Below are 17,877 nucleotides of genomic sequence, written 5' to 3'. Positions count from 1 at the left end.
CTACACCTCTCCCCTCCGGGGAGAGGTCGGCTGCGCAGCAGCCGGGTGAGGGGGATGGAGAGGTTCAAGGCGAGAGCACGGAGCCTCCGCGCGTCGCAGACCAGCGCCGAGGCCAAGCTTTGGCAGGCATTGCGCAACAGGAAGCTGGCGCGGTGGAAGTTTCGTCGCCAACATCCGATCGACCGGTACATCGTCGATTTTGTCACGCTCGATGGCAAATTGATCGTCGAGGTCGATGGAGCGACACATTCCACGGACTCCGAGATCAAGTACGATGAGGCGAGAACGAAGGTTCTCGAAGCCTGCGGCTTCCTTGTCGTCCGCGTCTCGAATACCGATGTGTATGAGAATCTAGAGGGGGTGCTCGAGATGATCGAAACCTCACTGCGATTCGAGTGAATGGAGAGACCCCTCACCCGGCTGCTGCGCAGCCGACCTCTCCCCGGCGGGGAGAGGTCAGAAAGGGAGCGGCGGCAGATAGTCACTTTTTTCGGCCCTTCAAGATGTCGCCGACCTGCGGCACGTCCTTGTCGCCGCGGCCGGAGAGGTTGACCACCATCAGGTGATCCCGGGGTCGCTTCGGCGCGAGCTCCATCACCTTGGCGATGGCGTGCGCCGGCTCCAGCGCCGGAATGATGCCTTCGAGCCGTGAGAGCAACTGGAAAGCTTCCAGCGCCTCTTCATCGGTCGCCGAGAGATAGTTGACGCGGCCGGTCTCGTGCAGCCAGGCGTGCTCCGGCCCGATGCCGGGATAATCCAGTCCGGCGGAGATTGAATGCGCCTCCTGGATCTGGCCGTCTTCGTCCATCAAGAGATAGGTGCGGTTGCCATGCAGCACGCCGGGCCGGCCGCCCGCGATCGATGCAGCGTGCAATTGCGTCAACCCGTGACCGGCGGCCTCGACGCCAAAGATCTCGACCGAGGGATCATCGAGGAACGGATGGAAGAGCCCCATCGCATTGGAGCCGCCGCCGATGCAGGCGATGAGCGAATCCGGCAGGCGGCCCTCGACCTCCTGGAGTTGCTGGCGCGTTTCGATGCCGATGATCGACTGGAAGTCGCGCACCATCATCGGATAGGGATGCGGGCCCGCCACCGTGCCGATGCAATAGAACGTGTTGTGCACGTTGGTGACCCAATCGCGCAGCGCATCGTTCATCGCATCCTTCAGCGTGCGGGCGCCCGACTGCACCGGAACCACCTTGGTGCCCAACATCTCCATGCGGATCACGTTGGGCTGCTGGCGCGCGACGTCGACTGCGCCCATGTAGACCACGCATTCGAGCCCGAACCGCGCGCACAGCGTCGCGGTGGCAACGCCGTGCTGACCAGCGCCAGTCTCGGCGATGATGCGCTTCTTGCCCATGCGGCGCGCCAGCATGATCTGGCCAAGCACATTGTTGACCTTGTGCGAGCCGGTGTGGTTGAGCTCCTCGCGCTTGAAATAGATTTTTGCACCGCCGAGATGCTCGGTCAGCCGCTCGGCGAAATAGAGCGGCGAGGGCCGGCCGACATAATGCTTCAGATGGCCGTCCATCTCCTTCTGGAAAGCAGGGTCGGCCTTCGCCTCAGCATAGGCTTTCTCGAGGTCGAGGATCAGCGGCATCAGCGTTTCCGCGACGAAGCGTCCGCCGAAAATGCCGAAATGCCCGCGCTCGTCGGGACCACTGCGGAAAGAGTTGGGTAGTGCTGGGCTCATCTTCGTTTCCGTCATGGCCGGGCTTGATCCGGCCATCCACGCCTCACCTGCTTCGGGTTTTCAACAGTCGTGGATGCCCAGGACAAGCCCGGGCATGACGCTGCTGAGCGAGCTATCGCTATCATCGATCATCCGTGATCGCGAAAGCGGATTGATGTTCGGCCGCGCGCGCGGCACGGATGAAGGCGCGGATCAGCTCGGGATCCTTGATGCCGGGCGAACGTTCTACGCCTGAGGAGATGTCGACGCCGCCGGCACGGGTGACGCGAACGGCGTCGGCGACGTTGTCGGCGTTGAGCCCGCCTGAGACCATGAAGGGCATGTCAAGCTCGAGCTGTTCCAGCACGTGCCAATCGAACACCGCACCGAGCCCTCCTGGCCGGGTCGCGCCTTTTGGAGCCCTGGCGTCGAACAGAATGCGATCGGCGACCGCGGCATAGCCCACGAGCGGCGCGAGATCGGCTGCTGTCTCGACCGCAAGCACCTTCATCACTTGCAGGCCAAACCTTTGCTTGATGTCGCGGACGCGCGCAATCGTCTCCCTGCCGTGCAGTTGCAGGATGTCGGGCTGCAGCGTCTCGACGACGTTTTCGAGCGTGACGTCATCCGCATCGACGGTGAGCGCCACCTTCACGGCGCGGCCCTTCGCCTGTCGGCCAAGCTCCCGCGCGATGTCGAGCGAGAGGTGCCGCGGCGAAGGCGGAAAGAACACGAATCCCACCATGTCGGCGCCGGCCTCGAGCGCGACGTCGAGCGTCTCGCGCGTGGACAGGCCGCAGATTTTGACAAGCAGGGACATGGTCTCTCAGGGCGTTGCAAGGCCGGAACCAGGGGCTCCGGCACGGGTCGGGTTCTACAACGTCGCGCCTTGCTTGTCTCGCTCGACGACCCCCGGTGAACCGCCATTTGATGGAGCCGTGAGGCGACGCCGTTCGGCCTGCGCGGTGACCAGGGCCGCCCGCAGATCGGCCAGTTCCGCCAGGGCCTGACGCGCGTCAGCCTCATGCTGCCGCGCCGCGCGCCTCCAGCGATACTGCCGGAACCAGGTCGCCGTACTGCCCGCGATCACGCCCAGGATCGCCACCACAATAAGCACCAGAAACAGCGGCAGCGTTATCGCCACCGTCGGAGCGACCGAATTGAACGGATCAAATGAAACCGTCACCAGGTGCCGGTTCGCAACCGCGAAGATGATGAAGAACAGGCCAAGCGGGATGACGAGCAGCGCCGTGAAGAACTTTCGCATCACCATCCCTCGCATCGGCCGACAATCGCACGCCGATCTATAGCAACGGGAGGCGCGGATGCGCCAGCAAACTTCGCGAGATCAGGCGCTGGATTCGGGCGAGCTGCCGCCGCTGCTGCCGGTCTCGCGGTTCAGGCGCTCGCGCATTTCCTTGCCGGTCTTGAAGAACGGAACGCTCTTCTGATCAACGGGAACGTGCGCACCCGTTCGCGGATTGCGGCCGGCCCGCGCCGGACGATGCTTCACCGAGAATGCGCCAAAACCGCGCAGTTCAACCCGGTCGCCGCGCGCCAGCGCAGCCACGATCTCATCGAGAATCGCATTGACGATGTTCTCGACATCCCGCTGGTAGAGATGCGGGTTGTGCTCGGCGATACGCTGAACAAGTTCGGATTTAATCATCGAGAATGTGGCCCGGGACCTTGCGGATATCCATTTCCGTGAAAATGCCTTGAACTGTCAAGACGCTAAATCACTTTTGGCGCCGATGAGAAGCCGTGACAAATGGCCCGAACCTGGCTTTTCGCGATTCCCGCAATACGGGAATGCGACCAAAGACCAATCGTGCGCATCTCAGTTGCTCCCCGCCGGCTGCCACAGCGCCAGCATGCCGTCCATGCTAAGCTGATCGACGGCCTGGACGAGGCCGGCCTGCTCAATGCGGCGCGCGATTCCGCTCAAACCAAACGCATCAAGCGTGACCGAAGCCGCCGTGCGCAGGAATGTCAGATCGCCGAAGCGCGGATTGAGCTTGTAGTCGCGCACCGGCAACTCGCTCTTGATCTTCTTCTCCTGGACCAGCCAGGCGACCGCGGTCTTCTCATCGCCGACCTGATCGACCAGCTTCAACTCCACCGCCTGGCGGCCGGTGAAGACACGTCCGTCCGCGACCTTTTCGAGCAAGGCCTCATCCATGCCGCGCCGATCCTTCACAAGGCCGCGGAACCAGGCATAGGAATCCTTCACCAGCGCATCGATCGCGGCACGTGCTTCCGGGCTGGTCGGCTCGAAGCCGTTGGGCGCGGCTTTCAGTGGCGACGACTTTATCTCTTCGACCTTCACGCCCACGGTCTTCAGGAGTTCGCTGACATTCGGAAACTGGAACAACACGCCGATCGAACCGACCAGCGAGCTCTGCCGCGCGATGATATGATCGGCCGCAATCGCGGTGATGTAGCCGCCGGAGGCCGCCAATCCCTCGACCACCACGACGAGCGGCTTCTTCGTCTTCAGCCGCGTCAGCGCGTCGTAAAGCTGCTCGGAGCCGGCGGTGGTGCCGCCGGGTGAATTGATGTGGACGATGACGGCCGCGGCCTGTGACTTCTCCAGCCGCTCCAGCGCCTCGACGCGATCCTGGTCGCTGCGGATCAGACCTTCAATATTGACGCGCGCGATCGATCCCGCCGTCGTCAGCGAGCTGCGTCCGCCCGTCGCGATCACGCCGGCGCCGACAACGGCCGCAATCACAACCACCGCGGCCGCGACGCGCCAGAAGGTCAGCTTGCGGCGAATGCGGCGACGATCGACGATCACGTCTGAGTCAAGCGACATCGAAAATCTCCAAAAGAGCGCAACGCGTTCTTGCAATCACGGGATGACGGAGAGGTTATCAGAATACACCAATTGCGGTGCAATATGAAGAAAACAAGGCTGGCATAGCGTTACAGGCGTAGCGTCATAGCCCGGATGGAGCGACCGCATAATCCGGGACGGATTCGCCGCTTGCGACAACTCGGATGGCGCTGTGCTGCCGGGCTACGGACGAGCCCCAAACAAAAAAGCCCCGGCCGCAGTCGGGGCTTGATGATGTGACGAGGAAAGCAAGCGCTTACTTCTCGTTGGCGCGATTCTTGAGCGCGGTGCCGAGAATGTCACCAAGTGTCGCACCCGAGTCGGAGGAGCCGTACTGCGCGATGGCTTCCTTCTCCTCGGCCACTTCCAGCGCCTTGATCGAGACCTGCACCTTGCGGGCCTTCTTGTCGAACTGGATCACCCGCGCATCGACCTTCTCGCCGACGGCGAACCGTTCAGCGCGCTGATCGTTGCGGTCGCGGGCGAGTTCCGAGCGCTTGATGAAGGTGGTGAAGTCGGTACCGGCGATCTTCACCTCGATGCCGCTCTCCTTCACTTCGAGCACTTCGCAGGTCACGACCGCGCCCTTCTTGACGTCGCCCGGCTCGGCGAAAGGATCGCCTTCGAGCTGCTTGACGCCGAGCGAGATGCGCTCCTTCTCGACATCGACATCGAGCACGACGGCCTTCACCACGTCGCCCTTCTTGAAGTTGTCGATAACCTGCTCGCCCGGAAGCTTCCAGTCGAGATCGGACAGGTGCACCATGCCGTCGACGTCGCCTTCGAGACCCAGGAACAGGCCGAACTCGGTCTTGTTCTTGACCTCGCCCTCGACCACCGAACCGACCGGGTGCTTCTCGACGAAGACTTCCCAGGGGTTGCGCATGGTCTGCTTGAGGCCGAGCGAGATGCGCCGCTTGACGGAATCGACTTCCAGCACCTGCACCTCGACTTCCTGCGAGGTGGAGACGATCTTGCCGGGATGCATGTTCTTCTTGGTCCACGACATCTCGGAGACGTGGATCAGGCCTTCGATGCCAGGCTCGAGCTCGACGAACGCACCATAGTCGGTGATGTTGGTGACACGGCCCGTGAAGCGGGCGCCGAGCGGATACTTCGCCTCAATGCCCTGCCATGGATCGTCCAGGAGCTGCTTCATGCCCAGCGAGATGCGGTGCGTCTCGTGGTTGATCTTGATGATCTTGACCTTCACGGTCTGGCCGATGGACAGCACCTCGGTCGGGTGATTGACGCGGCGCCAGGCAATATCGGTGACGTGCAACAGGCCATCGATGCCGCCGAGATCCACGAACGCACCGTAATCGGTGATGTTCTTGACCACGCCGTCGATCACCTGACCCTCTTCGAGGTTCTGCACCAGTTCCTGGCGCTGCTCGGCGCGGGTCTCTTCCAGCACGGTGCGGCGGGAAACCACGATGTTGCCGCGGCGGCGGTCCATCTTGAGGATCTGGAACGGCTGCGAGTTGTTCATCAGCGGTGCGACGTCGCGGATCGGGCGGATATCGACCTGCGAGCGCGGCAGGAAGGCCACGGCGCCGTCGAGATCGACGGTGAAGCCGCCCTTGACCTGGTTGAAGATGACGCCCGTGACCTTCTCGTTGTTCTGGAACGCCTTCTCGAGCTTGCCCCAGCTTTCCTCACGCCGCGCCTTGTCACGCGACAGCACGGCTTCACCCAGCGCATTCTCGATGCGGTCGAGGAACACCTCGACCTCGTCGCCGACCTTGAGATCGCTTTCGCGGCCGGGGCCGGCGAATTCGCGCAGCGCCACGCGGCCCTCGGTCTTCAGGCCGACATCGATGACGGCCATATCCTTCTCGATGGCAACCACCTTGCCCTTGACGACCGAGCTCTCCTGCAGATTGCCGCCGGCAAAGGATTCATCAAGCATCGCGGCGAAATCGTCGCGGCTGGGACTATAGGAAGCAGCAGTATTTGAAGCCATATGTTCTCCAGATGCGGGTGTCTTGCCGGCCGTTCGGGTTAAGGGCGCATCGCGCATGTGGTGTCAGGTCCGCAAATCCTGACGACCGCTCGTTGCGCGAAGGCGCAAAAGCGTGCCGGCAGCAAGCCACATGTCCGATACGTGATGATGTCCAGGGCCGAAACGAAAGATCGACGTCAAAAACCGATGGAGCGGGCGCTCCTCCAATATCGGCTGGGACTCATGCCCCAGTGCCGGCCCGCTCGGGCGGCCTCGACATAGTCGATGGCAGCACGGACAGGGTTGATATAATATCCGGCGCTATTTTCGGCAAGCCAGAAATGCCCGATTTGCGGGGCTCTGAGGCTGACACAAGCCTTAACAATGCCGGACTGCATTTGAACAATTGTTGACCGTGTTGCGCGAAAGGCATCCGGCACGGCTTGCGGTGGAACCGGGGCTTAAGTGAGCCCGCGCATAGTGGGCCCACCCAAGAGACAGGGGGAGATGATCATGAAAAGCCTGATCGCCTTGGCCGTAGTTGCCGCGTTTGCACTCGGCCATGCCATCGCCGCGATGCCCGGCGCGGCAGCATCGATGCGGACCTTTTCGGCTGCGCAGTCGTTTTCCGGTCTGGCTGACCAGTAATCCTCGACGCGCTAGGGTAGCTCGCGTGCCGCACGCACCGCCTCAACGATGTCGATCGCAGCCCGCACGCCTGCCTCGATATCGAGGTTGGAATTATCCAGCGTGTGCGCATCGGGCGCTGCCTTTAGCGGGGCCGCCGAACGGTTCTTGTCGCGCTCGTCGCGTTTGAGAATGTCGGCCAGCACCGCAGCTTCATCGGCGTCCTCGCCGCGTGCGCGCGCCTCCAGCGTCCGCCGCCGCGCACGCACACGCGGATCGGCGACAACAAAGATCTTCACATCGGCATTCGGGCAGATCACGGTGCCAATGTCGCGGCCGTCGAGCACCGCGCCGGGCGGGTCCGCCGCGAACTGGCGCTGAAAGTTGACGAGCGCCTCGCGCACCTTGGGTATCGCAGACACCACCGAAGCGGCATCGCCGATCCGCTGCGTCTTCAATTCGGGATGGCCGAATTTCTCGGGGTCGAGTTCCATCGCCGCCTTGATCGCGCGCGCCTCATCGGTGAGGTCGGCGCCGGCATCGAGCAGCGCTTTCGCCACCGCGCGATAGATCACGCCGGTATCGAGATGGCGGTAGCCATAATGAGCGGCGAGCCGCTTTCCCAGCGTACCCTTGCCGGATGCTGCCGGTCCGTCGATAGCGATGATCATGAAAACTCCGCGCCGAGCGAGCGCATCATCGGAATGAAATCCGGGAAACTGGTGGCGATGAAGGCAGTGTCGTCGATCGTCACCGGCTGGTCGGCGGCGAGCCCCATCACCAGTGCAGACATTGCGATGCGATGATCCATGTGGGTGGCGACCACGCCGCCGCCGGGCACATGGCCCTTGCCCTCGACGATCAGATCGTCGCCGGAAATCTCGACCTTGACGCCGTTGACGCGCAGCATATCGGCGGTGGCCTCGAGGCGATCGGATTCCTTGACGCGCAACTCCTGCAGCCCGCGCATGATGGTGGCGCCTTCGGCGTAAGCGGCTGCCACCGCCAGCACCAGATATTCGTCGATCATCGAGGGCGCACGTTGCGGCGGCACCTCGACCCCGCGCAATTTGGAAGCACGCACGCGCAGGCGCGCCATCGGCTCGCCGCCGTCACTGCGCAGCTCGTCCTCCTCGATGGAAGCGCCCATCTCGCGCAACGTGGTGAACAGGCCGGTGCGCAGCGGATTGGTCATCACATCGGGCAGCACGATATCGGAGCCCTCGACGATCAGCGCCGCCACGATCGGGAACGACGCCGAGGAGGGATCGGCGGGCACGACGACCTCGGCGCCATGCAGTTCGGGCTGGCCGGTCAGCGCGATCCTGCGGCCGCGGCTGCCTTCCTTGCTCGAGGCAAGCTCGGCGCCAAAATGCTTCAGCATCAGTTCAGTGTGATCGCGGCTGGCTTCCTGCTCGATCACTGTCGTGACGCCCGGCGCCGAAAGCCCCGCCAGCAGCACCGCGGACTTGATCTGGGCCGAGGCGACAGGGGTCTTGTAGATGATCGGCACCGGGTTGCGGGCGCCATGCAGCGTCAGCGGCAGGCGGCCGCCTTCCCTCATTTCGCCCGCTTTGGCGCCCATCAGTTCCAAGGGATCGAGAATCCGCCGCATTGGCCTGGAGCGCAGGGAGGCGTCGCCGTCAAAGATCGCAGTGATCGGACAGCCGGCGACCGCTCCCATCACCAGCCGGCAGCCGGTGCCGGAATTGCCGAAATCGAGCGTTCCGGTGGGCTCCGCGAAGCCCCCGACGCCGACGCCCCGAACCGACCAGACGAACGGGCCGATGCGCTCGACCTCGGCGCCCAATGCCCGCATCGATTTGGCGGTATTGAGCACGTCTTCACCCTCGAGCAGCCCGGAAATCCGACTCTGGCCGACGGCCAGCGCGCCCAGGATCAGGGCCCGGTGGGAGATCGACTTATCGCCGGGCACGCGCGCCCTGCCGTTCAGGGGACCGCTCGCGCGGGCCTCCAGAGGGGTCTTTTCGGGGTTCTGGTGGTCGGAATGGGCCAAGCTCGCGTCCTCTCGCGGCGCGGCACGTAACACATCGAACCCCCGGCGTCACCCGGGGATAAATGCGCGCAAACCGCTATTGACAGCGGCCCCTCAACTAGCCAAGTGAAGCACCGCTTTTCAGAAATTCCTGGGATTACCACGTGGCCAAGTCCGACCTCGGAACCAAACGCATTTGCCCGACCACGGGCAAGAAGTTCTATGATCTGAACAAGAACCCGGTCATCTCGCCCTACACCGGTGAGGTCGTGCCGATCGCCCCCGTGGCGCCCCCCCGCGCCACCCGAGGCGCCAGCGCCGCTGCGGCTACCGCCGCTGCCGATGTGCCGGAGCCCGCGGAAGCCGAAGAGTTGGTCTCGCTCGAGGAGGCCGATGCCGAGGAGAACACCGGCAAGGTCAAGGCGGTCGCCCCCGAATCCGAGGACGATATCGAGATCGACGAGACCCTCGAAGACGATGATGACGATGATTCCACCTTCATCGCCGATGAGGAAGAGGGCGATGAGGACGTCACCGACATTATTGGCGACGTCGGAGGCGATGAAGAGACTTGAGGTCGATCCAGAACTGTGTTCTGGGTCTTTCCCCGCGAGCAGGATTCGGCTCGCGATCCCTTAAGGGGCCATAGCTCAGCTGGGAGAGCGCTTGCATGGCATGCAAGAGGTCGGCGGTTCGATCCCGCCTGGCTCCACCAGCCTTCGCTCGCTTCGCGAGCTACGGCTCGGCGAGACCTATCGTAGCGAAGGCTGCCTCGCCGTAGCCCGCAGGGCGAAGGCGGGCCTCGGCAACTAGACTCCAAGATTCGCTGGCGTCAGATCCGATATAGTCCCCATCCGTAAGCACTTTGGGGGCTGCTGCGTGAAATACGTCTATATTCTCGAAAGTATTGATTCAGAACATTTCTATGTTGGCTTGACCGACGATCTGCGCGCCCGGTTGCCAAAGCACAATGCCGGCGAAGTGCCACATACGTCGAAGTACAGGCCTTGGCGGCTACGAACTTATTTTGCCTTCAACGACGAGGCCCGAGCAGTCGCATTTGAGAAATACCTAAAATCCGGGTCGGGCCGCGCTTTTGCGAGAAAGCATTTCTGAGGCGCCGCAACTCCCTCACTCCCCCGCCGCCGCATTCAGCCTATCCCGCATCGCGATTATCTCGTTCTTCATCGCCGATAGTTCCGGGATCGAGCAGGCCGAAGCAGCCAGGATTGACTGCGGCACTGCTCTCGCTTTCTCCTTCAGCGCCTGACCTTGCGGCGTGAGCGCGATCAGCACCTGCCGCTCGTCTTTCTTGCTGCGTGTGCGCTTGATGAGCTGCGCCGCCTCCAGCCGCTTGAGCAGCGGCGTCAGCGTGCCGGAGTCCAGGAACAGCCGCTCACCGATGTCCTTGACCGGCACCGCATCCTTCTCCCACAGCACCAGCATCGCCAGGTATTGCGGATAGGTCAGCCCGAGCCGGTCGAGGAGCGGCTTGTAGACGCGATTGAACGCATGCGCGGTCGAATAGATCGCAAAGCAGATTTGATTGTCGAGCCGTAGCGGCTGGTCCGCGACCGCCAGCTGTTTCCGTGCCATTTCTTAGCCTCGTCAGAATCTCAGTTCATTGTGGGCCGGCGCGGCCTCACATTCAATTGCGTACAATTAAATGTGAGGCCATGCTCTTTATATTGTGCACAATCTAATTGTTCGCAATATAAGCGGCCATCGAAACCGTTGATCAGGGAGACCCCCATGTCCGTGAACGTGCTCTACAAGACCAGCGCCAAGGCCACCGGTGGCCGCGACGGCCACGCCGCCACGCTCGATGGCGCACTCGACGTCAAGCTCACCACCCCGAAGGAACTCGGTGGTGGCGGCGGCGCCGGCAACAATCCCGAACAGCTCTTTGCGGCCGGCTACGCCGCCTGCTTCATCGGCGCGATGAAGTTCGTGGCCTCGCAGGGCGGCCCGAAGGTGCCCGCCGATGCTTCGGTGACATCGACCGTGGGCATCGGACCGCGCTCCGAAGGCGGCTTCGGTCTCGATATCGCGCTCGATATCTCCCTGCCCGGGCTGGCGCGCGCCGATGCCGAGGCGCTGGTGGAAAAGGCCCACTAGGTGTGCCCCTATTCCAACGCCACCCGCGGCAATGTCGATGTCCGCCTGAACGTGGTGTAAATCCGTATGACGGAATAGCCCGCCGCGCACGGCGGCTATTCGCGTTGCGACCGGCGATGCGGCATGCCCTGAGCGCGCGATAGGGCATTGCCGATGCGTCCGAACACCGCTAGCTCTGGACAAGCCCTCCATCTGTTTGACTTGAGCGAAGGTTTTCCATGAGTTCAGAAGCGGTCGCAGGCGCGATGGCCGGCCTGCGCGTGATTGATCTGACGCGCGTGCTCGGCGGCCCCTATTGCACGCAGATTCTCGCCGACCACGGCGCCGACGTCATCAAGGTCGAGCCGCCTGCCGGCGACGAGGTGCGCGACTGGGGTCCTCCCTTTCATGACGAGGATGCGGCCTATTTCGTCGGCATCAACCGCAACAAGCGCTCGATCGGGCTCGATCTCGCCTCCGAAGGCGGGCGCGCGGTGCTGATGAAGCTACTCGAAGGCGCCGACGTCCTGATCGAAAATTTCAAGCCGGGCACGCTCGACAAATGGGGCATCGGCAACGACGTGCTGCGCGCGAAATTTCCGCGGCTGGTGCATTGCCGGATCTCCGGCTTCGGCGCCGACGGGCCGCGCGGCGGCAATCCCGGCTATGATGCGATCATCCAGGCGATGACCGGCATGATCGCCGCCACCGGCTCGCCGGAGAGCGGCCCGATGCGGATCGGCGTGCCGCTGGTCGACATCACCACCGGGCTCTATGCCGCGATCGGCATCCTGATGGCGTTGTCGGAGCGGCAGCGTTCCGGCGTCGGCCAGTTCCTCGAGACCACGCTGTACGAGACCGGCCTTGCGATCATGCATCCGCACACGGCCAACTACTTCATGCACGGCAAGCCGCCGAGCCTGACCGGCAACGAGCATCCGAACCTGGTGCCGTACGCAATTTTCCCGACCAAGACCGACAACATCTTCATCGGCGTCGGCAATGACGGCACCTTCGGCAAATTGTGCAAGGAGATCGGCAAGCCCGAGCTCGGCATCGATCCGCGCTTTGCCCGCAACAAGGACCGCATCGCCAACCGCGACGCGCTGCGCGCGGAGCTGGCCGCCGTGTTCCGCCAGTACGAGGCCGAGCCGCTGTGCAATCGCCTGCTCGCCGCCGGCCTGCCGGCGGGCCCGGTGCAGAAGATCGACCAGGCGCTGACCAATCCGCACACGATCTATCGCGGCGATATCATCGAAAAGGATTGGTACAAGGGCGTCGCCTCACCGATCCGGCTGCAACGCACCAACCCCAGCCTGCGCCGCACCCCGCCGAAGTTCAGCCAGCACGCCGCTGAGGTGCTCGGCGAGTTCGGCTATTCGCAGGCCGAAGTCGAGGCGCTGGTCGCCAAGGGCGTGGTCTGCGGACCCGAGCGGAAGCGCTGATCTGTTCGGGCTACGTGCTCGTCATTCCGGGATGCGCCGAAGGCGCAGGCCAGGAATCCATCGGGCCACAAACGATGTGGATGAATGGATTCCGGGCTCACGCTCCGCGTGCCCCGGAATGACGGCTAAAGCCAGCGCGAACCCTTGGCATTCGGAGCGCCGCTACCGGCGCCTTTCGTCGTTTCTACCTTTCTCCGGCTTCCCCGGCGCCATGATCTTCGCTTATAGGTCATTTGCACGTCATTCCGCGCTGTTAGCGCAACCGACGGAGATGGCGGCTTAATGGGAGGGGTTTGATGGCTTTTCGACAGTTCGGCGCTGCAGCAATCGCGGTCGCACTGGCATTCGGCGCTTCGCCGGCGTTTGCCGCGACTGAAATCCAATGGTGGCACGCCATGACCGGCGGCAACAACGATGTCGTGGTCAAGCTCGCCAATGACTTCAACGCATCACAGAGCGAATACAAGGTCGTCCCGACCTACAAGGGCGGCTATGCGGACACCCTGAACGCCGGCATTGCGGCGTTCCGCGCCGGCAACGCGCCCCACATCATGCAGGTCTTCGAGGTCGGCACTGCCACCATGATGGCAGCGACCGGCGCGATCAAGCCGGTCTACAAGCTGATGCAGGAGGCCGGCGAGAAATTCGATCCCAAGAGCTACCTGCCCGCGATCACCGGCTATTACTCGACCTCGAAAGGGGAGATGCTGTCCTTCCCCTTCAACTCGTCCTCGACCGTGATGTGGGTCAATCTGGACGCCTTGAAGAAGGCGAATGTTGCGGAGATTCCGAAGACCTGGCCGGAAGTGTTCGATGCCGCGAAGAAGCTGAAAGCTGCCGGCTACACCAATTGCGGCTTCTCCAACGCCTGGGCGACCTGGGTCAATCTCGAGCAGCTCTCGGCCTGGCACAACGTGCCGCTGGCCAGCAAGGCCAACGGGCTCGACGGCTTCGACACCGTGCTGCAGTTCAACGGACCGCTGCAGGTCAAGCATCTCGAAAATCTGATCGAGCTGCAGAAGGACAAGACCTACGACTATTCCGGCCGCACCAACACCGGCGAGGGCCGCTTCACCTCGGGCGAGTGCCCGATCTTCCTGACCTCGTCGGCCTTCTTCGCCAATGTGAAGTCGCAGGCCAAGTTCAACTGGACCAACGCGCCGATGCCCTATTACCCGGACGCCAAGGGCGCCCCGCAGAATTCGATCATCGGCGGCGCCTCGCTGTGGGTGATGGGTGGCAAGACGGCCGAGGAATACAAGGGCGTCGCCAAGTTCCTGGCCTTCCTCTCTGACACCGACCGCCAGATCGGGATCCACAAGGCGTCCGGTTATCTGCCGATCACCAAGGCCGCCTATGAGAAAACGAAGGCGGAGGGCTTCTACAAGGACCAGCCCTATCTGGAGACCCCGCTGAAGGAGCTCACCAACAAAGAGCCGACCGAGAACTCGCGCGGCCTGCGCCTCGGCAACATGGTTCAGCTTCGCGACATCTGGGCGGAAGAGATCGAGCAGGCGCTGGCCGGCAAGAAGACGGCCAAGCAAGCGCTCGATGCCGCCGTTGAGCGCGGCAACCAGATGCTCCGGCAGTTTGAAAAAACCGCCGTACGCTGAATGATGCAGTGATGCGATGGATCCGGCGGGCCGCATGATGCGGCCTGCTTTGCTTGGGGTGTCATGCAGAAGCAGTCGGTTTTCCAGTCAAAGCTGTTGCCTTACGCGCTGGTCGCGCCGCAGCTCGCGATCGTGCTGATCTTCTTCTATTGGCCGGCTGCGCAGGCGGTGGTGCAATCCTTCCTGCTCCAGGATGCGTTCGGGCTCTCGACCAGTTTCGTCTGGTTCGAGAACTACCAGGACATCCTCAGCCAGCCGGACTATTTCGCGGCGATCGTCAGGACCTTCGTATTCTCCTTCGCGATCGCGTTCTCGTCGCTATCATCAGCGTTGCTGCTGGCTGTCATGGCCGACAAGCCGCTGCGCGGCGGCACACTGTATCGCACGCTGCTGATCTGGCCCTATGCCGTCGCCCCGCCGGTCGTCGGCGTGCTCTGGGTGTTCATGCTGCACCCCTCGCTCGGAATCCTGGCGCGCGGATTGCGCGGCATGGGCATCGACTGGAATCCGCTGCTCGACGGCAACCAGGCCGCGCTCCTGATCATCCTGGCCGCCGCATGGAAGCAGATTTCCTACAATTTCCTGTTCTTCCTCGCAGGCCTGCAGAGCATTCCGAAAAGCGTGATCGAGGCGGCCGCAATCGACGGGGCGCGCCCGATGCGGCGGTTCTGGACGGTGACGTTCCCGCTGCTGTCGCCGACCATCTTCTTCCTCCTCGTCATCAACATCGTCTACGCCTTCTTCGACACGTTCGGCATCATCGATACAATGACGCGCGGCGGGCCGGCGAAGGCGACCGAGACGATGGTGTACAAGGTCTATGTCGACGGCCTGCTTGGCGGCAATCTCGGCGGCTCCGCGGCGCAATCGGTGATCCTGATGGTCATCGTGATCGGCCTCACGGCGATCCAGTTCCGCTTCGTCGAGCGCAAGGTGACCTACTGATGGTCGAGCAGGAAGGCATCCAGCGCTACGTCGCGCACGCGATCCTGTGGTTCGGTATCGCCATCGTCGCGTTTCCGGTCTATCTCGCCATCGTTGCGTCGACCCAGGAAAACGCTGTGATCGCCAACGGCCAGATGTCGTTGTTGCCCGGCGGACATTTCCTTCAAACCTACTACCAGACCATCTTCGTCGGCACGAGCGGCTCGACCCGCGAGCCGGTCGGCACGATGCTGCTCAATTCGCTGGTGATGGCGCTCCTGATCGCGTTCGGCAAGATCGCGATCTCGATCATCTCGGCCTATGCGATCGTCTATTTCCGCTTTCCGTTCCGGATGGCGATGTTCTGGCTGATCTTCATCACGCTAATGCTGCCGGTCGAGGTGCGAATCTATCCGACCTACAAGATCGTCGCCGACCTGCATCTGCTCGACAGCTATGCCGGCCTCGCGCTGCCCCTGATCGCATCCGCCACCGCAACCTTGCTGTTCCGCCAGTTCTTCATGACCGTCCCCGACGAATTGCTCGAGGCGTCGCGCATCGACGGCGCCGGGCCTTTCCGGTTCTTCTGGGATACGCTGTTGCCATTGTCACGCACCAACATGGCAGCGCTGTTCGTGATCCTCTTCATTCTCGGCTGGAATCAATATCTCTGGCCGCTCTTGATCACCACGCGTGACGACATGCAGACGATCCAGATCGGCATCCGCAAGATGATCACCACCACCGATGCGCTGACGGAATGGCCCGTGGTGATGGCGACCGCCGTGCTCGCGATGCTGCCGCCGGTGTTCGTTGTCGTTGTGATGCAGAAGCTCTTCGTGCGCGGACTGGTGGAGACGGAAAAGTGAGACATGGCTAACGTCACCCTCCGCAACGTCCGCAAGACCTATCCGGGCGGCTTCGAAGCGATCAAGGGCATCGATTTCGAGGTCGGCGACGGCCAGTTCTGCGTGCTGGTCGGCCCGTCCGGCTGCGGCAAGTCGACGCTGCTGCGCATGGTGGCGGGGCTCGAGACCATCACCGGCGGCCAGATCGACATCGGCGGCCGCGTGGTCAATCAGGTCGAGCCGGCCGATCGCGACATCGCCATGGTATTCCAGAACTACGCGCTCTATCCGCATATGAGCGTCTACAACAACATGGCCTATGGTTTGCGCAACCGCGGCATGGCCGAGCCCGAGATCAGGAAGCGCGTCGAGGAGGCCGCCCGCATCCTCGAGCTTGCCACCATGCTCGACCGCAAACCGCGGCAGCTCTCCGGCGGCCAGCGCCAGCGCGTCGCGATGGGACGCGCGATCGTGCGGCAGCCGAAGGTGTTCCTGTTCGACGAGCCGTTGTCAAATCTCGACGCCAAGCTGCGCATCGCGATGCGTGTGGAGATCCGCAAACTTCAGCGCCGGCTGAGCACGACCTCGATCTACGTCACCCACGATCAGCTCGAGGCGATGACGCTCGCCGACACCCTCGTCGTGATGAACGGCGGCGTGGTCGAGCAGATCGGCAATCCGCTCGAAATCTATCAAAGGCCTGCGACCACCTTCGTCGCGGCCTTCATCGGTGCGCCGCCGATGAATCTGATGCCGCTGACATCAGATGAACTCAGGTCGCAACTCGCGAGCGATATCAATGCCAGCGAGGCCGGCATCCTCGGGATCCGGCCCGAGGACTTCGTGATCTCGAGCGAATCGATCCCCGGTGCCATCGTGCTTGGCCTCACCGTGGAGGCGGTCGAGCATGTCGGCGCCGAGACCTTCGTCTACGGCACGCGCCAGCGCGAGGAGCAGGGCGTCGCCGCCAACCCCGGCGAGCTGCCACCGGGCGAGGTCATCGTCCGGGTTCCCGGCGCGACCGGCCCCGCCATCGGGCAGCGCATCCGGGCCGTCGCCCCCCGCGAGAAATTGCACCTGTTCACCGCCGATGGCCGAAGGCGGGTCGGGTGAGGCTTAACTGCCGCCACCCGCGTCATTCCGGGGCCCGCGCAGCGGGAACCCGGAATCCATCGGGCCCATGCCCATGACGGAGAAATGGATTCCAGGTTCATCGCTATGCAATGCCCCGGAATGACAGCGTTAAGGTTCGCGGCGGGCCAATTAATCCCGATTCCATAGACGCTTGAACCCCCCGCAAATCAGCCCCATATTCGTTCATGACCGGAGGGCAACAGGCCCCTCGGTTGCATGGGGTGCCGCAAGGGCCCCTCAAAGTCGCTTCGAGAGGACTTTGGGATGTCTCGTGTTCCATCGTTATCCAGTCCGTTCCTTCTAGGATTCGACGAAATCGAGCGTGCGCTCGATCGCGTCGTGAAAGGCGCCGACGGCTATCCTCCGTACAACATCGAGCGGTTTGACCGGTCCAACGGCCAGCCGGAACGTCTGCGGATCACGCTGGCGGTCGCAGGATTTACCCGCGAGCAACTCGATGTGACGGTTGAGGAAAATCAGCTTGTGATCCGGGGCCGTCAGCAGGAGGACAAGGCTCGGCAATACATCCATCGCGGCATTGCCGCGCGCCACTTCCAGCGCACTTTCGTGCTGGCGGAGGGGATGCGGGTGCTGGGCGCGGATCTGAAGAACGGGCTGTTGTCGGTCGACCTGGCCAGGCCGGAACCTGAAAGGGTCATTAAGACAATCGCTATCAATGAGCACGAATAATGGAACGAGGAGCGGACTCGACCGCTTAATCGACAGAGGAG

The 17,877-nt window shown here is 63.0% G+C and carries 20 protein-coding genes and 1 tRNA gene; 12 read left to right on the top strand and 9 right to left on the bottom strand.

The genetic code is table 11. From position 1 onward, the window contains the following. The first annotated feature begins 54 nt into the window (after positions 1-54). A complete protein-coding gene (locus tag J6497_RS10060; protein WP_225704102.1) occupies positions 55-399 on the top strand; it encodes an endonuclease domain-containing protein in 345 nt (114 codons plus the stop codon). Between the two features lie 82 nt (positions 400-481). On the opposite strand, the gene trpB is transcribed toward J6497_RS10060, so the two are convergent. From trpB to rpsA, 6 genes are all read right to left on the bottom strand, one after another. Beyond that, complete coding sequence (gene trpB, locus J6497_RS10055) at positions 482-1,699, bottom strand: tryptophan synthase subunit beta (protein ID WP_225704101.1); 1,218 nt, start codon at positions 1,697-1,699, stop codon at positions 482-484. 121 nt (positions 1,700-1,820) lie between these two features. Next, entirely contained in the window at positions 1,821-2,498 is a 678-nt protein-coding gene (locus tag J6497_RS10050) for a phosphoribosylanthranilate isomerase (RefSeq protein ID WP_225704100.1), read from the bottom strand. A gap of 54 nt (positions 2,499-2,552) precedes the next feature. After that, positions 2,553-2,945, bottom strand: a complete 393-nt coding sequence (ampE, locus tag J6497_RS10045; protein WP_225704099.1) for a regulatory signaling modulator protein AmpE — start codon at positions 2,943-2,945, stop codon at positions 2,553-2,555. 81 nt (positions 2,946-3,026) lie between these two features. Then, the gene (locus J6497_RS10040) at positions 3,027-3,377 is read right to left on the bottom strand and encodes an integration host factor subunit beta (protein WP_312010264.1); all 351 of its coding nucleotides are present in this window, start codon (positions 3,375-3,377) and stop codon (positions 3,027-3,029) included. A gap of 141 nt (positions 3,378-3,518) precedes the next feature. Continuing rightward, complete coding sequence (sppA, locus tag J6497_RS10035) at positions 3,519-4,496, bottom strand: signal peptide peptidase SppA (RefSeq protein WP_225704097.1); 978 nt, start codon at positions 4,494-4,496, stop codon at positions 3,519-3,521. A gap of 277 nt (positions 4,497-4,773) precedes the next feature. Continuing rightward, positions 4,774-6,483: a 30S ribosomal protein S1 gene (gene rpsA / locus J6497_RS10030; protein WP_225704096.1), complete on the bottom strand. Its 1,710-nt coding sequence runs from the start codon at positions 6,481-6,483 to the stop codon at positions 4,774-4,776. 492 nt (positions 6,484-6,975) lie between these two features. Here rpsA and J6497_RS41205 point away from each other — a divergent pair, with 492 nt between their 5' ends. After that, positions 6,976-7,110 carry a hypothetical protein gene (locus J6497_RS41205; protein ID WP_283844408.1) on the top strand — a complete coding sequence of 45 codons (135 nt, stop codon included), beginning with the start codon at positions 6,976-6,978 and terminating at the stop codon, positions 7,108-7,110. Positions 7,111-7,121: 11 nt separating this feature from the next. Here the strand turns inward: J6497_RS41205 and cmk are convergent, their stop codons facing one another. After that, positions 7,122-7,760 (bottom strand): (d)CMP kinase, encoded by a 639-nt coding sequence (cmk, locus tag J6497_RS10025; RefSeq protein WP_225704095.1) that lies wholly within the window; start codon positions 7,758-7,760, stop codon positions 7,122-7,124. After that, positions 7,757-9,106 carry a 3-phosphoshikimate 1-carboxyvinyltransferase gene (gene aroA, locus J6497_RS10020; RefSeq protein ID WP_225704094.1) on the bottom strand — a complete coding sequence of 450 codons (1,350 nt, stop codon included), beginning with the start codon at positions 9,104-9,106 and terminating at the stop codon, positions 7,757-7,759. Before aroA ends, cmk begins: the two co-directional genes overlap by 4 nt. A 143-nt stretch (positions 9,107-9,249) precedes the next feature. Here aroA and J6497_RS10015 point away from each other — a divergent pair, with 143 nt between their 5' ends. From J6497_RS10015 to J6497_RS10005, 3 genes are all read left to right on the top strand, one after another. Continuing rightward, complete coding sequence (locus J6497_RS10015; protein WP_225704093.1) at positions 9,250-9,660, top strand: TIGR02300 family protein; 411 nt, start codon at positions 9,250-9,252, stop codon at positions 9,658-9,660. Positions 9,661-9,724: 64 nt separating this feature from the next. Then, positions 9,725-9,800 (top strand) — tRNA-Ala (locus tag J6497_RS10010). 164 nt (positions 9,801-9,964) lie between these two features. After that, positions 9,965-10,201, top strand: a complete 237-nt coding sequence (locus J6497_RS10005; RefSeq protein ID WP_225704092.1) for a GIY-YIG nuclease family protein — start codon at positions 9,965-9,967, stop codon at positions 10,199-10,201. Positions 10,202-10,216: 15 nt separating this feature from the next. Here the strand turns inward: J6497_RS10005 and J6497_RS10000 are convergent, their stop codons facing one another. Then, positions 10,217-10,681 (bottom strand): MarR family winged helix-turn-helix transcriptional regulator, encoded by a 465-nt coding sequence (locus tag J6497_RS10000; RefSeq protein ID WP_225704091.1) that lies wholly within the window; start codon positions 10,679-10,681, stop codon positions 10,217-10,219. Positions 10,682-10,837: 156 nt separating this feature from the next. On the opposite strand from J6497_RS10000, the gene J6497_RS09995 reads away from it, so the two are divergent. The 7 genes from J6497_RS09995 (at position 10,838) to J6497_RS09965 (ending at position 17,836) form a co-directional block, all read left to right on the top strand. Further along, positions 10,838-11,203: an organic hydroperoxide resistance protein gene (locus J6497_RS09995; RefSeq protein ID WP_225704090.1), complete on the top strand. Its 366-nt coding sequence runs from the start codon at positions 10,838-10,840 to the stop codon at positions 11,201-11,203. A gap of 218 nt (positions 11,204-11,421) precedes the next feature. Beyond that, complete coding sequence (locus J6497_RS09990) at positions 11,422-12,627, top strand: CaiB/BaiF CoA transferase family protein (RefSeq protein WP_225704089.1); 1,206 nt, start codon at positions 11,422-11,424, stop codon at positions 12,625-12,627. A 296-nt stretch (positions 12,628-12,923) separates the two neighbouring features. Continuing rightward, entirely contained in the window at positions 12,924-14,240 is a 1,317-nt protein-coding gene (gene ugpB / locus J6497_RS09985; RefSeq protein ID WP_225704088.1) for a sn-glycerol-3-phosphate ABC transporter substrate-binding protein UgpB, read from the top strand. A gap of 63 nt (positions 14,241-14,303) precedes the next feature. Further along, entirely contained in the window at positions 14,304-15,185 is an 882-nt protein-coding gene (ugpA, locus tag J6497_RS09980) for a sn-glycerol-3-phosphate ABC transporter permease UgpA (protein WP_225704087.1), read from the top strand. Beyond that, complete coding sequence (ugpE, locus tag J6497_RS09975; RefSeq protein ID WP_225704086.1) at positions 15,185-16,033, top strand: sn-glycerol-3-phosphate ABC transporter permease UgpE; 849 nt, start codon at positions 15,185-15,187, stop codon at positions 16,031-16,033. Before ugpA ends, ugpE begins: the two co-directional genes overlap by 1 nt. 3 nt (positions 16,034-16,036) lie before the next feature. Beyond that, positions 16,037-17,125: a sn-glycerol-3-phosphate import ATP-binding protein UgpC gene (locus J6497_RS09970; RefSeq protein WP_225704085.1), complete on the top strand. Its 1,089-nt coding sequence runs from the start codon at positions 16,037-16,039 to the stop codon at positions 17,123-17,125. A gap of 285 nt (positions 17,126-17,410) precedes the next feature. Beyond that, positions 17,411-17,836 carry an Hsp20 family protein gene (locus J6497_RS09965; RefSeq protein WP_225704191.1) on the top strand — a complete coding sequence of 142 codons (426 nt, stop codon included), beginning with the start codon at positions 17,411-17,413 and terminating at the stop codon, positions 17,834-17,836. Positions 17,837-17,877 lie beyond the last annotated feature (41 nt).

Origin of the sequence: Bradyrhizobium cenepequi, from assembly GCF_020329485.1 — a bacterium.
Lineage (GTDB): Bacteria > Pseudomonadota > Alphaproteobacteria > Rhizobiales > Xanthobacteraceae > Bradyrhizobium > Bradyrhizobium cenepequi.
Note: the sequence above shows the minus strand (reverse complement) of the source record. Positions and strands in the feature narration are given on the sequence as shown.